The organism is Pseudomonas sp. PS01298, from assembly GCF_029959745.1.
GTDB lineage: Bacteria > Pseudomonadota > Gammaproteobacteria > Pseudomonadales > Pseudomonadaceae > Aquipseudomonas > Aquipseudomonas aylmerensis.
On sequence record NZ_JASCPP010000010.1, the window covers coordinates 85,919 to 101,060 of the forward strand.

General features: G+C 58.8%; 12 protein-coding genes. 10 read left to right on the top strand and 2 right to left on the bottom strand.

Features of this window, described 5'->3' with window-relative positions:
- Window positions 1-84 precede the first annotated feature (84 nt).
- From QMX97_RS06990 to QMX97_RS07010, 5 genes are all read left to right on the top strand, one after another.
- Entirely contained in the window at window positions 85-1,830 is a 1,746-nt protein-coding gene (locus QMX97_RS06990; protein WP_120448584.1) for an N-6 DNA methylase, read from the top strand.
- Complete coding sequence (locus QMX97_RS06995) at window positions 1,827-3,476, top strand: hypothetical protein (protein ID WP_282396581.1); 1,650 nt, start codon at window positions 1,827-1,829, stop codon at window positions 3,474-3,476. Before QMX97_RS06990 ends, QMX97_RS06995 begins: the two co-directional genes overlap by 4 nt.
- Window positions 3,477-5,330, top strand: coding sequence for an AAA family ATPase (locus QMX97_RS07000; RefSeq protein WP_120448582.1), 1,854 nt, complete (start codon window positions 3,477-3,479; stop codon window positions 5,328-5,330).
- Window positions 5,323-6,450: a hypothetical protein gene (locus tag QMX97_RS07005; protein ID WP_162946085.1), complete on the top strand. Its 1,128-nt coding sequence runs from the start codon at window positions 5,323-5,325 to the stop codon at window positions 6,448-6,450. Before QMX97_RS07000 ends, QMX97_RS07005 begins: the two co-directional genes overlap by 8 nt.
- Window positions 6,451-6,787: 337 nt before the next feature.
- A complete protein-coding gene (locus tag QMX97_RS07010; RefSeq protein ID WP_065905229.1) occupies window positions 6,788-8,110 on the top strand; it encodes an OprD family porin in 1,323 nt (440 codons plus the stop codon).
- Here QMX97_RS07010 and QMX97_RS07015 read toward each other — a convergent pair whose 3' ends face one another.
- A complete protein-coding gene (locus QMX97_RS07015; RefSeq protein WP_282396582.1) occupies window positions 8,111-8,593 on the bottom strand; it encodes a helix-turn-helix domain-containing protein in 483 nt (160 codons plus the stop codon).
- 107 nt (window positions 8,594-8,700) lie between these two features.
- Between QMX97_RS07015 and fabF the strand changes: the two genes are divergently transcribed.
- The 3 genes from fabF to QMX97_RS07030 all read left to right on the top strand — a co-directional run bounded on the left by fabF (window position 8,701) and on the right by QMX97_RS07030 (window position 12,472).
- A complete protein-coding gene (fabF, locus tag QMX97_RS07020) occupies window positions 8,701-9,969 on the top strand; it encodes a beta-ketoacyl-ACP synthase II (protein ID WP_282396583.1) in 1,269 nt (422 codons plus the stop codon).
- Between the two features lie 73 nt (window positions 9,970-10,042).
- A complete protein-coding gene (locus QMX97_RS07025; RefSeq protein ID WP_065905223.1) occupies window positions 10,043-10,423 on the top strand; it encodes a RidA family protein in 381 nt (126 codons plus the stop codon).
- Between the two features lie 69 nt (window positions 10,424-10,492).
- Complete coding sequence (locus QMX97_RS07030; protein WP_282396584.1) at window positions 10,493-12,472, top strand: U32 family peptidase; 1,980 nt, start codon at window positions 10,493-10,495, stop codon at window positions 12,470-12,472.
- Here QMX97_RS07030 and QMX97_RS07035 read toward each other — a convergent pair.
- Window positions 12,450-13,355, bottom strand: a complete 906-nt coding sequence (locus tag QMX97_RS07035) for a DMT family transporter (protein WP_282396585.1) — start codon at window positions 13,353-13,355, stop codon at window positions 12,450-12,452. The genes QMX97_RS07030 and QMX97_RS07035 overlap by 23 nt on opposite strands.
- Window positions 13,356-13,464: 109 nt before the next feature.
- On the opposite strand from QMX97_RS07035, the gene QMX97_RS07040 reads away from it, so the two are divergent.
- Together QMX97_RS07040 and QMX97_RS07045 are read left to right on the top strand one after the other, a co-directional pair.
- Window positions 13,465-13,905 carry an Lrp/AsnC family transcriptional regulator gene (locus QMX97_RS07040; protein ID WP_065905217.1) on the top strand — a complete coding sequence of 147 codons (441 nt, stop codon included), beginning with the start codon at window positions 13,465-13,467 and terminating at the stop codon, window positions 13,903-13,905.
- A gap of 100 nt (window positions 13,906-14,005) precedes the next feature.
- On the top strand, window positions 14,006-14,854 hold the full coding sequence (locus tag QMX97_RS07045; RefSeq protein WP_282396586.1) for an NmrA family NAD(P)-binding protein: 849 nt from the start codon (window positions 14,006-14,008) through the stop codon (window positions 14,852-14,854).
- The last annotated feature ends 288 nt before the right edge of the window (window positions 14,855-15,142 follow it).

The window sequence follows — 15,142 nt, forward strand, 5'->3', positions numbered from 1 at the left end:
GGGTCATTTTGCAACTCTGCCAATTCTGGCCTTTTGCCTCTATTCTTTACCGCCGACCTGTATCAATTATCGAAAAGGACTCCGATGTCGACCCCAATTCGCCGTAACCCAGTGACTGTGCTTTGGGAGATCATCTCGGCCTCTGGGCTTGCTTCATCGCCTCACGTTGCGGTAGAGCAAATAGCTTGCCTAATCACAATCAAGTACTTGGAGCACCTTGGTCATGAAGCACTGTGGTCTTCACTGCTTGAAAAGCGCGATCCGGCGGCATTTCTAGTTAAAGACGGGTTTCCCGCCTTACGCAGAGCGGAAACCGACACTTCTCAGTCCGTCATTCGCGTGGATCCCAATGGCCTGTTCAATGATGCCTATTTTCAGCTTGAGACCACCAAGCCCGAGGCATTGATCCGGTTGTTGGAAGCCGTCGACGAGTTATTTTTTTTTGGCGAGTCAGAGTTGTCCAACCGTCCCTCCGCTGGAGATGCATTCGACGAGTTGCTGAGCATCGCCGCTGTCGGTGGGAATTCGCTGAATACCACGCCACGCGCGCTGTCACGTTTTGTCGTGGCACTACTCGATCCGACCGTAGGCAAGCGCTGGATAGACCCGGCCGTAGGGACCGCACGATTATTGCTCGACGCAGAGCATTACGTGAGTGGCATGGGAGGCCAGGTACCCAAGACGCCTGCCGGTGTTGACGTCGATAAGTCGGTGGCGCGCATTGGCTGGGTAAATTTACTCTTGCACGATTTGGATCCGGTACCGCTGCACGTGGGCAATAGTATCGCCGGTGCTAAAGAATCAACGATGAAACTCAGCAGGCTCCTGCACCGGGGACACTATGATTTTGTCATGAGTGACTTGCCATTTGGCACTATCGGTGATCGCGTACAAGATGACAAAGCTAATTTCCTGCCTTCTCACACACTCAACGAGAAAGAAAAACTCATACAACGGATGGAGTTACTTTTCATCTGGCGCTCCCTCGACTTACTCGTCGTCGGTGGGCGCGCTGCATTGGTTATTCCCCAAAGCGTATTGTACGGGACTGCCAAGGAACAACGCAGGTTGCGCCAGGAGCTGATGACCCAGCAGATCGTTGAGGGTGTGATTCTGCTCCCCGAGTGGATGCCTCAACAATCGAACCCGATGGCATTGCTGCTTTTCAAAAAAACAGTCTCATCAGCAGCCACCTATGACATATCCTCAGGCTCGCGGCCACGTACGACAAGCATTTGGTTCTACGAGATTGGAGCAGAGCATTCCTCCGCGTCTGGCGATGATGATTTTTATGACGCACTTGTGCACTACCGACGTCAACTGCAGGGACATGAGCTGGAAAGTGAATATTATTACCAGCCGGCCCTTGATGACGATCAGTCCAGTGAACATGTGAGCCTGCACACCAGTGACCTGGACGCAGACGTTGCTTATCGTCAGATGATGCGGTTTTTGCCCCGCCCCGCCGCCCGGACAAAGCAATGGCGGATACCCGTTCGTGAATGGATCCATAACCCTGAATGGCGTGATGCGGAAGGCCGCACAGTGGGCTCCCACGATAGTGATCATCAAGTTCGCCCGGAGTACGAGGCCTTTCACGAATCGCATCTGTACGTTAATCAAGAGTTAAAACCAGGTTTACTCGAGCCCGGTTGTATTGAGGCGCGACGCTGGAGCCTGGATATCAATGACTATCGATGGCCAGAGGCGCCGCTCGCCAGTGAGGGAACCAGCGCACTGGAGCTGATTGACGAATTGGTGGGAATTGAAAAGGACATACTTAACAGGTTGGAAAGCCTGCGTTCGCTACTGGCAGGAGAGGACCGATGAATGCGCCTGCCCATTGGCGCCGAGTGAGCCTTCTGGACGTATGCACACTGAACCCGCGCCCCCGATTGAGTGCTGATGTCAAAGTAGATTATGTCGACTATTCGAATATTGACGATGCCACAGGCGTCATTACCTCAAGCAGGGATCGAGCATCCGGAGAAGTGCCAAGAGGCGCGTCGACGTTCCGGAATGGGGATGTGTTATTTGCTGGTGTGACCGCAGAGCATTGGAAGTCGGCGTTGGTATCCGACTTGAAGCATGAGTATGGAAAGGGGCCTAATCTGACCGTCTTGCGCCCTGGCCCAGAACTTTCGGCAGCTTACCTTTGGCACTTTTTTCAACAGCCTTGGATAAGGCAGCAAGCGTCACGCATGAACACATCCACCCTCAGCCAACCGATCCTGCCGCATTCCTTTTTCAAGAACATACGCATCACTTTGCCACCATTCGATGAACAGCTGTATATCGTGGACGCATTAGAACAGGCCAGTATCGTCCCCTATCGCCACGCGTTGCAGCGTGTCCAGCAACTCAAAGGCGAGTTGGCTGCTCACCTGATGCTACCTCAGCGCTCATTTGAACCCGGTTGGTCGCTGTTCAAGATTGACGACATCTGCCAGATCAATCCGGCAGAGCATCTATCAGGGGCACCCGCTCCGTCATTAGATGATGAAGTGGTGTACTTCCCAGGGCAGGACCTTTTGACAAACGAGTTGGCTGCAACATCGGTTCGTTATCGCGACATTCCTTTACCTATTCGTCCGGTTCAAGCAGGTGACTTGTTAGTGGGCGCATACACAGACAAAACAGGATACGGTGGCGCGGTGGTGGTGCCCGAGAGTGATACTCCACAGTTTGTGGCACGGGCACTCACCGTATTGAGACCCGAACCTACAGTATCGTCGCATTATCTCGCCGAACTTCTGCAATCCACCTGGTTCAACAACCACGTACAGCGCCAGGCGACGCCATCGCACAGGTCTGCCAACGATACAAGCATGCTCGCCCGCCTGAAACTCACACTGCCCAACAGGTACAAGCAAAAGCACATTGTCGATGTCCTGTGCCAAGTCCCTGTGCAAGAAGTCAAGAATACCGTGGCGAAGGCTCGATCGATCTATCACGCATTGGCGCGTGATGCCTTCGATGGCCAATGGTCAAAACGCTGGCGTCCTGCGGGCAACTCAAACTCTGCTGCCGCCCTCCACACAATTGATGATCGCACGCAAATTATTGCTGTTGCGCCCCTGGCCGTAATGCCGTTCAAGCGCGGTAATCGTGCGGGCGCCATCGTCAGCTTATCCAGGTTCCAGCGCCTGGTCTGGCGCGCGCTTCGAAAAAATAACCAGGCATTGATCGTTGATGACCCTGAAAGCTTCGAGATGTTCTGTACTTCGCGCTCTCTGGCCCCCTTACGCGAATTCGTCAGCCATAACCAAGTTCGCCGCACGCTGGAGCAGATCGCCTCGTTGGGCCTCATTCAAAAAATGAGCCTGCCACCTCGCGGCAAAGGGGATGCGAAACCTTATTTGTTAGCGTTCCGTGCGTTCCGGCAAGAGGTCAGTGCGCGAATAGATGAAGATACGAAATTAACTGACGCTCAAATGTTGCGCGCCAGCATATTAGAAGAGGAGATCGGTTTATAAATGCGCCTACGTTACCTGAGCATTGATCGATATCCGCCACTCTCCAACGTGAGAATCTGTTTTTCTGCTGACGCCCCCTGGGACGAACTGGGAGGCGAATCGATTGATTGCGGCATTCATTTTGTTGCTGGCCTCAATGGCAGCGGCAAGAGCCATTTACTGCGAGCGATCTCTTCAATTTTCTTGGGCATGGCAGATGGCGAGCTTCCTGGCTTTCCTTTCACGCTCGTCTACGAATTGGGCAAGGGTGAGCAGTTTCTTGAGATCATTTTTGATAACAGGGATGGTCGAAAAAACGAGGCTGCCATCTGGCAACGGAATAAACCAACCTTCAAGAAAAACTGGGACCTGGATGCTTTTGAGCGGCACCTCGCAGCATTGCGAATGGGTGACCTGCAAGGCTTAACTGCTCGGGTGCCGAAAGGCAGCTACCCTCAAAGCGTGAAAGACCTGCTCCCCAAAGTACTCGCCTACACCTCGGGTTCCTGGAAGCCCTGGCAAGCAATCTGGCAGCCACCGCTCTCCGCAGACGAGCGCCCAGATATTCAGGCTGAAGAACTCTACGATGCGGGCATGGAGCGTCCTGCGGGATGGACCGACCGCGATGAAAGTGCTGCGCGGTTCGCTGGAGCCTCTTACCTTCAGTCGACTCCTGTCGCTCACGTCAATAACGATGCCAGTGATCTGCTCAGTCGACCTTTCCTGCTGAGTGATAACCGGCCTGATGCCGCACTGTTGGCAGTTGCGCTTCACGATGGGCTGGCCAGTCGCAACGCTCAGTCCAAACCACGCCTGACGCAATTGCTCCAGAAAGCAGGATGGCAGCAATTGGTATGTGTGCGGCTACGAATCGACCTCGATAAAGTAAAAAACGCTCCCGCAACCTTCCAGAGAAAGATTCACGATTTACTGTTGATAGCAGGTGAAGTTATAAGCTTGCCTCATCCGACCCGGCTCTTGCGTATGGCGTACTTCGACGTAGACAGTGTGGTTCCTGACACCCGAGTGAAGTGTTTCGACGAACAATTGCGTACGGACAACGTCAAGTATCAGGGAGATGCCCTGACCCTGATGCTAGGGGAACGAAGCGAAAGTCCATTCAGTCGTTTCCACGAATTAATTCGTTGGATGGCGTTGGGTCTGATTGATGACGTTGAAATGTGCATCCGACGCAATGTGAAGCCTGATGACGATGAAGCGTGGCATGACAAAGGCATCATGGCCTACAGCGAGATGTCGGACGGAGAGCAAATGGTCTTGCGCCGTTGGGCGCTCTTCTATTTGCTGGCAGGCGAACCCGATTCGTTGCTTCTGCTGGATGAACCGGAAACACACTTTAACGACAGTTGGAAACGCCAGATCGTCAGCATCATTGAGCACGCAATGGGAAAAGATAACAGCGCCGTGCTAGTGGCTAGCCACTCTTCGATCGTGCTGTCAGACGTGTTTGATCAAGAAGTTATCCATATCAGTAAGAATACAGAGGGGCACGCGACTGCAAGACCGTTGAACACCCGTACATTCGGCACAGACCCTGGTGCGCTGGTCATGAAGGTATTCGACGCTGAAGACAGTATTGGTATACGCGCGAAACAACGAATAGAAGCCTTCCTCACACACGTGAGCCAGACTGCAGCGCCGACACGCGAGGACATCTCGAAACTCGAGTCGGTGATCAACAGCCTGGGCACTGGTTTCTATCGTTCGGAACTGCGCACGGTATTATATCGTTGGAAGCAGTCGGACGATGTCAGAGCACTCAATCAGCTACTGCCGACGTTGGGCGGCCCTATGAAAGAAGGGGTGTTGGAACTGCTCAAGAAGCACATACAGAGCAACGCTCCAGATGCTTAAACCTATTCGCTACAGCAAATGGTCACCCGCGCTGGCAGCGGGTCAAAAACTGATGCGCACGTTTGCATTGTGGCTTTGTCAGCCGACCGTTAAAAAGGTGCACGTGAGTAAAAAAAGTCTGGTTGGCCTACTCAGCACACCTGTTGAAGCGGAATGGCTTTGGCAGTTTCTGCAGCGTGAAGTTGGCAAAGTAACCTTGAAGGTGCGTGCAGAAACAATTGCAGGATTGGATAAAGCCGAAAAACAGTTGTTAACACGATGGGTCACGACCACTACCGACATTGGCAGTCACTTTTCGCTGAACCCTGGGGTCCCTCCACTACCGCTGGAAATTCCTCTAAAAAACAAAGCGGATAGACACGCACTGCAAATACTCATGGAGTCGTTTTACTCGCCGGGATTGAGGCACGGTCTGCCCTATGGTGCAGATGGAGTTGCCACCAGCGATCCATCACAGCACGTCAACTACGAACGATTCAAAACGGACTTCCTGCTGCTGCACAAGGTCGACAAGGATGAGGACGCGAGAGCGGCGTGCGTGATGTGCGGCGCAGAGTTACGCAAAGCCCACATCGATCATTGGGTCGCAAAGGCGTCCTACCCGATGCTTTCCGTGTGCGCAGACAACCTTGTTCCGATGTGTGACGAATGCAATGAAGCACCCAATAAGGGCTCGGAAAAGGTTCATACAAATGGTTCTTTTGAAGAGTGGTTTCATCCTTACAAGCGACATCCAGGAGGCAAGCTGGTTCTTCAACTGAACGAGCCGATACTGGGGGTCAGACTGGCAAGCACCGACCCCGCTGACGTGGGTCGCGTCGCCAATCTGAACAAAGTCTTGAAGTTGGATACGCGCTGGAGCAAAGAGTTGCGTGCCGAATACCGCAAGGTTCAACGCATCCTTGAAAGGCGGCAATCAAAAAAACAACAACCACTCACACTGATCGAGCTTTACCAAGTGGTCGTCGATTGGATCGATGAACTGTCGGATGCAGAGCCAAACCATGAGGTTCATCAGGTGCTCGCCGAAGCATTGCAGGACCCCGCTCGCTTGTTGGCTTGGCATACGGAAATCGAAGAAGACTTCAAGGAAGACACAGGTACAGGGCATCAGTCTTAACGTTGGACGGCCTCCCCGCACAATTAGTCCACGCATAAAAAATCCGCCGCAGTATCTGCGGCGGCAACCAAAGGTTTTTGTCGAAGCAGAGCGGCTAAGACAGGGCCAACGCTACACCCCTGCTTGATTAAATAGTGTGAAGTTTAATTAATCGAGTTTAATCCAGCGCCTGGCTGCAGGCCGCGTGAACTGTGCTTAGAATCAACCTCGGCAAACTCGCCGAACACAATAAGAATCGTAACGCCTCACCTGAAAAACATCTGCCAATACGCTCTTATGCGCCATCCAGTCAGTGCGATGTTTCTGTGCGCGTTAATTATTCCGGGGAAGTCACAACATGATCAAACAGTGCAGCCTGTTAGCGCTGGCGGTGTGCGCCAGTATCAGCCAATTCGCGCAAGCCGACGCCGTCTCCGACCAGGCCGATTCCAAAGGGTTTATCGAGGGCAGCAGTGTCACCGGGCTGTTGCGCAACTATTACTTTGACCGCAACCGCGAAGGCGGCAGGGCCGACAACCGCGACTGGACCCAGGGCGCAATGCTCAACTACGCCTCGGGCTTTACCCAGGGCACCATCGGTTTCGGCGTGGATGCCTACGCCTACGGCGGGCTGAAACTCGACGCTACCCATGCGGACGCCGGCACCGGCAACCTGCCGACCGACCGGCATGGCGATCCCGAAGATGCCTACGGCTCCGTCGGTGCCGCGGTGAAGATCAAAATCTCCAAGACCCAACTCAAGTTCGGTGACATGCAGCCCACTGCACCGGTGTTCGCCACCGGCGGTACTCGCCTGCTGCCCCAGACCGCCACCGGCTTTGACCTGACCAGCAGCGAGATCGCCGGGCTGGACCTGGAAGCCGGGCACTTCACCAGCACCAACAGCGGCATGACCAGCGACCATGACCACGATATCTACGCCACCTACGCCAACGTGCCGGCCAACAGCGCGAGTTTTGTCGGCGGCAAATACGCCTTCACCCCGTCCCTGAGCGCGACGCTGTACGCCAGCGAACTGGAAGATATCTGGCGTCAGTACTACACCAACCTCAACTACGTCATCCCGCTGGGCCATGACCAGTCGCTGGCCCTGGACGGCAACCTGTATCGCACCCTCGACACCGGCAGCGCCAAGGCCGGCGCGATCAACAACACCACGTATTCGGTCGCGGCGGCGTATTCATTCCTGCAGGCCCACACGCTGACGCTGTCGTTCCAGAAAGTGCACGGCGACACGCCCTTTGACTACATCGGCACCGGCAACAACGGCGCGGGTGAAGGCGGCGACTCGGTGTACCTGGCCAACTCGGTGCAATGGGGCGACTTCAACGGCCCGGGCGAACAGTCCTGGGGGATCCGCTATGACTTGAACATGGCCAGCTATGGTGTGCCGGGCCTGAGCTTCATGGGCCGTTACATCAACGGTTCGGACATCAACGGCACCCATACGCCGGTCAACAGCGCGTATGCCGGCGACTATGGTGCCGATGGCGCTCACCACGAGACTGACCTTGAGGCCAAATACGTGATCCAGAGCGGCCCGGCGAAGAACCTGTCGCTGCGCGTGCGCGATGCGATCGTGGCGTCGAACGCCGACCAGCGCGACGGCGATTTGAACGAGTTGCGACTGATCGTCGACTACCCGTTCACCCTGCTGTAATCACTCCCGGAATGACTCCAGCCGCTCGCGCATCCCCGCGCTGGCGGCTGGACCGGCCTGCAACGTGCAGGCATCCAAGGGCACCACCTGCCCATCGGCATCGGCCATCATCGGCTGCACCAACCGCCCCGTCCCGCGCTCCACCACCTGCACACTGGCGCCTTCCTCGGCGTAGTGCCGGTTGCCCCACGCCACCAGCGACATCAGCACCATACGAAAATCCTCGCCCTTGGCCGTCGGTACGTATTCGTAGCGCGGCGGCCGTCCGCTGTAGGCCTTGCGCTCGAGCATCCCGGCGTCGACCAGGGCGGTGAGGCGGCGCGTGAGCATGTTCGGCGCGATGCCGAGGCTGCGCGAAAACTCATCGAAACGGCGCAGGCCTTGCAGCGCGTCGCGCATGATCAGGATGCTCCACCACTCCCCTACCCGGTCGAGGCTGCGGGCGATGGGGCATTCGTCGCGGGTCAGGGACTTGCGTTGCATAGGGGTTCCTGTGAGTCGCTATAAAGTTGTGTGACGCCATGTTACTTTCATCATGATAGTGACGTCCATAGGGTCTGTACCCTCAACACAACCGGAGTCGATTGATCATGAGTAAACGTATCGTTGTGACGGGCATGGGCGCCCTGACGCCGCTGGGCGCCAGCGTGGAAGCGACCTGGCAGCGCCTGTTGGAAGGCCAGTCGGGCATCCGTCGCCTGCCTGAAGAATTGATTGGCGACCTGGCGGTCAGCATCGGCGGCCAAGTCCAGAGTGCGCAGCAGGATGCCGAGGCGGGTTTTGATCCTGATCGGCTGTTGGCGGCCAAGGAACAACGCAAGATGGACCGCTTTATCCTGTTCGCCCTGGCGGCGGCCGACGAGGCGTTGAAGCAAGCCGGCTGGGCACCGAAAACCCCGGAAGAACAGGAACGCACCGCGACCATCATTGCCTCGGGCGTAGGCGGTTTCCCGGCGATTGCCGATGCGGTGCGCACCACTGACAGCAAGGGCCCACGGCGTCTGTCGCCGTTCACTATTCCGTCGTTCCTGAGCAACATGGCCGCCGGGCATGTGTCGATCAACTACGGTTTGAAAGGCCCGCTGGGCGCACCGGTGACCGCCTGTGCGGCCGGCGTGCAGGCGATTGGCGACGCCGCGCGGATGATCCGTGCCGGTGAAGTCGATGTCGCCGTGTGCGGGGGCGCCGAAGCGGCGATCCACCGGGTCAGCCTCGCCGGGTTTGCAGCGGCGCGGGCGCTGTCCAGCGACTTCAACGACACCCCGGAGCGTGCCTCGCGACCCTTCGACCAGGCGCGCGACGGCTTCGTGATGGGCGAAGGCGCCGGCATCCTGGTCATCGAGGAACTCGAACACGCCCTCGCACGCGGCGCCCAGCCGATTGCCGAACTGGTGGGCTACGGCACCAGTGCCGATGCCTACCACATGACGGCCGGCCCGGAAGACGGTGACGGCGCACGCCGGGCCATGACCCAGGCCTTGCGCCAGGCCGGAATCGAGGCGTCTGCGGTGCAGTACCTGAACGCCCACGCCACCTCGACGCCCGTGGGCGACAAAGGCGAGTTGGCCGCGATCAAGACGGTGTTCGGCGCCACGGGCAGCCCGGCGATCAGCTCGACCAAATCCGCCACCGGCCACTTGCTGGGCGCTGCGGGCGGCATCGAAGCTATCTTCACCGTCCTCGCCCTGCGCGATCAGATCGCCCCGGTGACCCTCAACCTGGACCACCCTGACGCCCTCGCCGAGGGCCTGGACCTGCTGCGCGGTGAGGCACGGCCGATGGCCATTGAATACGCGCTGTCCAACGGCTTCGGCTTTGGCGGCGTGAATGCCAGCGTGCTGTTCCGCCGCTGGCACTGACCCGCCGGTTTGCCCCTGTTGTGATTTTCGGGGACCATGGGCGCCTTTCCTTGACTGCCAACCAGAGGCGCCCATGGCCAACCACGACCTGTCCTACACTCCCGATCCGGATGCCGACTCGATTTCCTCCGACGTCATCGGCTTCAACGGCATCCTGGTCTCCACCCAGATCCCGACCCGCGCCGACGGCAGCCTGGAACTGGGCGATATCACCGCGCAAAGCGAATGCACCCTGCAGGCCTTGAAAGTCGCCCTGGAAAAGGCCGGCAGCTCGATGGACCGGGTGATGCACCTGACCATTTATCTGACCGACATGGCCGACCGCGCCGCCTTCAATGAAGTCTACAAACGCTTCTTCGCCAAGCCCTGGCCCGTGCGCGCGGCTGTTGGCGTCGCCGCCCTGGCGGTCGACGGCATGCGTGTGGAAGTCACCGCGATGGCCGCTCAAGCCTGAAGTGATGCCGGTCAGGCATTTCACGGCTACAATGCGCGCCTCAACCGTGACAAGCCTGACTAAAAAACTATGTCCTTGCCCAAGCATCACCTGGAATTGCTCAGCCCTGCCCGCGATGTCGCCATCGCGCGCGAGGCTATCCTGCATGGCGCCGACGCCATCTACATTGGTGGCCCGAGCTTCGGCGCCCGCCATAACGCCTGCAACGAGGTGAGCGATATCGCTCAACTGGTGGAATTCGCCCGCCGTTACCACGCGCGCGTGTTCACCACCATCAACACCATCTTGCATGACAACGAACTCGAACCTGCGCGCAAGCTGATCCATCAGCTCTACGACGCCGGTGTCGACGCGTTGATCGTGCAGGACCTGGGCGTGATGGAGCTGGATATTCCGCCTATCGAGCTGCACGCCAGTACCCAGACTGACATCCGTACCCTGGGCCGCGCCAAGTTTCTCGACCAGGCCGGTTTCTCGCAGCTGGTATTGGCCCGTGAGCTGAACCTGCAGGAAATCCGCGCCATCGCCGACGAAACCGATGCCGCCATCGAGTTCTTCATCCACGGCGCCCTGTGCGTGGCGTTCTCCGGGCAGTGCAATATCTCCCACGCACAGAATGGCCGCAGCGCCAACCGTGGCGATTGCTCCCAGGCCTGCCGCCTGCCGTACACCTTGAAGGACGACCAGGGCCGCGTCGTGGCCTTTGAAAAGCACCTGCTGTCGATGAAAGACAACAACCAGAGCGCCAACCTGCGCGCCCTGGTCGAGGCCGGCGTGCGCTCGTTCAAGATTGAAGGCCGCTACAAGGACATGGGCTATGTGAAGAACATCACCGCCTACTACCGCCAGCGCCTCGACGAGATTCTTGAAGACCGTCCGGACCTGGCCCGCGCCTCCAGCGGCCGTACCGCGCACTTCTTCCTGCCCGATCCGGAAAAAACCTTCCACCGGGGCAGCACCGATTACTTTGTCAGCGACCGCAAGATCGACATCGGCGCCTTCGACACTCCAACCTTCACCGGCCTGCCGGTGGGTGTGGTGGAAAAAGCCGGCAAGCGCGACCTGCAGGTGGTGACCCATGAGCCGCTGTCCAACGGCGACGGCCTCAATGTGCTGGTCAAGCGTGAAGTGGTGGGTTTTCGCGCGAACATCGCCGAGCCCAAGGGCGAGTTCGAGGAAGACGGTGAGAAGCGCTACCGCTATCGGGTCGAGCCGAACGAAATGCCGGCCGGCCTGCATCAACTGCGCCCCAACCATCCGCTGAACCGCAACCTGGACCACAACTGGCAGCAGGCCTTGCTCAAGACCTCGGCTGAACGCCGGATCGGCCTGTCATGGGTGGCGTGCCTGCGTGAAGAGCAGTTGCACGTCACCGCGACCAGCGAAGAAGGCATCAGCGCCAGCGTCACCCTGCCCGGCCCGTTCGGTGTGGCCAACAAGCCGGAACAGGCGCTCGACACCCTGCGCGATCTGCTCGGCCAACTCGGGACCACCGAATACCACGCGACCAACATCGCGCTGGATGCGCCGCAGGCGTTCTTCATCCCCAACTCGCAGCTCAAGGCGTTGCGCCGCGAAGTGATCGAGGCCCTGACCGCTGCTCGCGTCGCGGCGCACCCGCGTGGCGGGCGCAAGGCCGAAACCACGCCGCCGCCGGTGTACCCGGAAGCGCACCTGTCGTTCTTGGCCAACGTCTACAACCAGAAGGCCCGCGACTTCTATCATCGCCACGGCGTGAAGCTGATCGACGCCGCCTTCGAAGCCCATGAAGAAACCGGCGAAGTGCCGGTGATGATCACCAAGCACTGCCTGCGTTTCTCGTTCAACCTGTGCCCTAAACAGGCCAAGGGTGTGACGGGCGTGAAAACCAAGGTTGCGCCGATGCAACTGATCCATGGCGATGAAGTGCTGACCCTGAAGTTCGACTGCAAACCCTGCGAGATGCACGTGGTGGGCAAGATCAAGGGGCATATCCTCGGCCTGCCGCAACCGGGCAGTGGCGTGGCGCATTTCGACCCCGAAAACCTCATCTACCAGGGCACGCACTGACGCTGCGGGAGCGGGGCCACCACCAGCCCCGCTGCAACCCTGCCGCTGCCAGCAGAATCGCCGCCACACCCAACCATTGCAGCCAGCCGAGGCGATGCCCGAAGGCGATCCAGTCCACCAGGATCGCCGCAATCGGGTAGATGAACGACAACGCGCCGGTGATGGCCGTGGGTAATTTCTGGATCGCGCCGTACAGCAGCACATACATCAACCCGGTATGTACCACCCCGAGCGTGATCAGGGCCGACCAGGCGTTGGTCGATGCCGGCAGGCTGTTCCAGGGCACCAGCGGCGCCAGGAGTACCGCGCCGGTTGTGACCTGAATCAACGCCATCAAATGCGGCGGCACTTCTTTCAAGCGCTTGATAATCAGTGCGGCAATCGCATACAAAAAGGCCGCGCCCAAGGCCAGGGCGATCCCCGCGAGATAGTCGCCACCGCCCGACGTTTGCTCGCCATGGGCCGTGACAATCGCCAGCATCCCCAGGAACGCCACGCTCAACCAGGCCAACTTTTGCACGGTGATCTTTTCACCCAGAAACAGCGCTGCCAACAGCACCAACATGAACGGCTGCACGTTGTACACCGCAGTGCTGATGGCGATCGACGCGTGGGAATAGGACTCGAACAACAGCAACCAGTTACCGACGATGGCCACGCCGCTGAGCATCGCCAGGCCGAGTTTCGTCCAGCTGAGCAGGTCGCGCCGCAGGTAGCCCAGCAGCGCGCACACCAACAACAGGGCCAGCCCGCCGATCACGCAGCGCCAGAACACCACTTCGATCACCGACACGCCCGACACCAGTACAAACCAGCCGATGGTGCCGGAGATCAGCATGGCGGCGACCATTTCCCACGAACCGCGACGGATAGATGTGTCCACGATGGAGGCTCCTCAAATGAGGCTCAATTATGGCAATCTGCTTGGCAGCCGCTCCAGCGACTAAAAAAGGCAAAACCTCGTATTCACCTTTACTAATTAGGCGCACCCCATGATCGACACCATCGACCAGCAACTGATCGCCGCCTTGATGGACGACTCGCGGCTGTCCCTCAAGGCTTTGGCCGGCATCACCGGGTTGTCCTCGCCGAGTGTCGGCGAACGCCTGCGCCGCCTCGAGGAACGCGGCGTGCTCACCCACTACACCGTCGACATCGACCCCAGACACTTCGGCTACCTGCTGCAAGCCATCGTGCGCATCCGCCCGTTGCCGGGCAAATTGCAGGAGGTGGAACGCCAGATCCAGGCGATCCCCGAGTTCACCGAGTGCGACAAGGTCACCGGCGATGACTGCTTTATCGCACGCTTGCACGTGCGCACCATGGACCACCTCGACACCCTCCTCGACCGGCTGAACGCGTATGCCGAAACCAACACCGCGATCGTCAAGAAAACCCCGGTCAAGCGACGGCTGCCGCCGCTTGCGGATTAGTGACCAGGCGTCATCAACGCAGTGACTGGATCGCTATTCTGTCAGCATTGGCCGCTCTTTATGCTGGGCTCCACACATTGGAACCACAGGTATAAAGCTCATGTACGTCATTACCGGAATCACAGGCAAAGTCGGCGGCGCCCTGGCGCATCACCTCATCGAAGCGGGCCAACCGGTGCGCGCAGTCATGCGTGACGCGGACAAGGCGGCCTATTGGGCGGACCTGGGCTGCGAGATAGCATTGGCGCGAATGGAAGATGCCCAGGCCCTGACCGAGGCCTTCCGGGGCGCGACGGGGGTGTTCATCCTACCGCCTTCGGATTTCGACCCGCTGCCGGACTTCCCCGCTGCGCGCGCGGTGATTGCCGCCGTCAGCCAGGCACTCCAGGCGGCGGCGCCGAAGAAAGTGCTGTGCCTGTCCACCATCGGCGCCCAGGCCCGCGAACTCAACCTGCTGACCCAGCGCACCCTGATGGAACAAGCGTTGAGCGCTCTCGATCTGCCGGTGACCTTCCTGCGTCCGGCCTGGTTCATGGAGAACGCGCTTTACGATGTGATCGCCGCCCGGGAAACCGGCGTCATTCATAGCTTCCTGCAACCCCTGGACAAGGCCGTGCCGATGATCGCCACCGCCGACATCGGCGCCCTGGCGGCGCAGTTGCTGCAGCAGGACTGGGCTGGCCGCCGCGTGGTCGAACTGGAAGGCCAATGGGTCAGCCCCAACGACATCGCCCGCAGCCTGACGCAGATCCTCGGCCGTGACGTACGCGCCGAAGTGGTCGAGCGTGACACCTGGGAAGCGTTGCTGCGTGCCCAAGGCGCACAAAACCCAACACCGCGCATGCGCATGGTCGATGGGTTCAACGAAGGCTGGATCTGCTTCGAGCACGATCAGGTGCTCAAGGGCAGCACCTCACTGGACAGTGTGCTGCGCAAGTTGGCTGGCTGAATAGGCTTGTTGTGGTTACAACACTTTATGTGGCCAGCAGGTTTGTTGTGGCGAGCAAACGCTATGTGGCATAGGCCTTTTGTGGTGAGCAGGCTCTTTGTGGTGAACAAACTCTCTGTAGCAACCAGGCTTGTTGTGGAGAGTGGGACCTACATGGTGAGCAGGCTCTCTGTGGTGAGCAGGCTTGCCCTGCGTTGGGCTGCGCAGCAGCCCCATAGGGTTATCCAGACACCCCGGGGCGCTTGGACCAGGGGCCGCTTCGCGCCCCAACGCAGGGCAAGCCTGCTC

What these genes read in the sequence shown, in the direction of transcription:
- QMX97_RS07040 (WP_065905217.1), top strand. Translation starts at nt 13,465, where the DNA reads ATGATCGACACCATCGACCAGCAACTGATCGCCGCCTTGATGGACGAC.
- QMX97_RS07030 (WP_282396584.1), top strand. Translation starts at nt 10,493, where the DNA reads ATGTCCTTGCCCAAGCATCACCTGGAATTGCTCAGCCCTGCCCGCGAT.
- QMX97_RS06995 (WP_282396581.1), top strand. Translation starts at nt 1,827, where the DNA reads ATGAATGCGCCTGCCCATTGGCGCCGAGTGAGCCTTCTGGACGTATGC.
- QMX97_RS07045 (WP_282396586.1), top strand. Translation starts at nt 14,006, where the DNA reads ATGTACGTCATTACCGGAATCACAGGCAAAGTCGGCGGCGCCCTGGCG.
- QMX97_RS07010 (WP_065905229.1), top strand. Translation starts at nt 6,788, where the DNA reads ATGATCAAACAGTGCAGCCTGTTAGCGCTGGCGGTGTGCGCCAGTATC.
- QMX97_RS07015 (WP_282396582.1), bottom strand. Translation starts at nt 8,593, where the DNA reads ATGCAACGCAAGTCCCTGACCCGCGACGAATGCCCCATCGCCCGCAGC.
- QMX97_RS06990 (WP_120448584.1), top strand. Translation starts at nt 85, where the DNA reads ATGTCGACCCCAATTCGCCGTAACCCAGTGACTGTGCTTTGGGAGATC.
- QMX97_RS07005 (WP_162946085.1), top strand. Translation starts at nt 5,323, where the DNA reads ATGCTTAAACCTATTCGCTACAGCAAATGGTCACCCGCGCTGGCAGCG.
- QMX97_RS07025 (WP_065905223.1), top strand. Translation starts at nt 10,043, where the DNA reads ATGGCCAACCACGACCTGTCCTACACTCCCGATCCGGATGCCGACTCG.
- fabF (WP_282396583.1), top strand. Translation starts at nt 8,701, where the DNA reads ATGAGTAAACGTATCGTTGTGACGGGCATGGGCGCCCTGACGCCGCTG.
- QMX97_RS07000 (WP_120448582.1), top strand. Translation starts at nt 3,477, where the DNA reads ATGCGCCTACGTTACCTGAGCATTGATCGATATCCGCCACTCTCCAAC.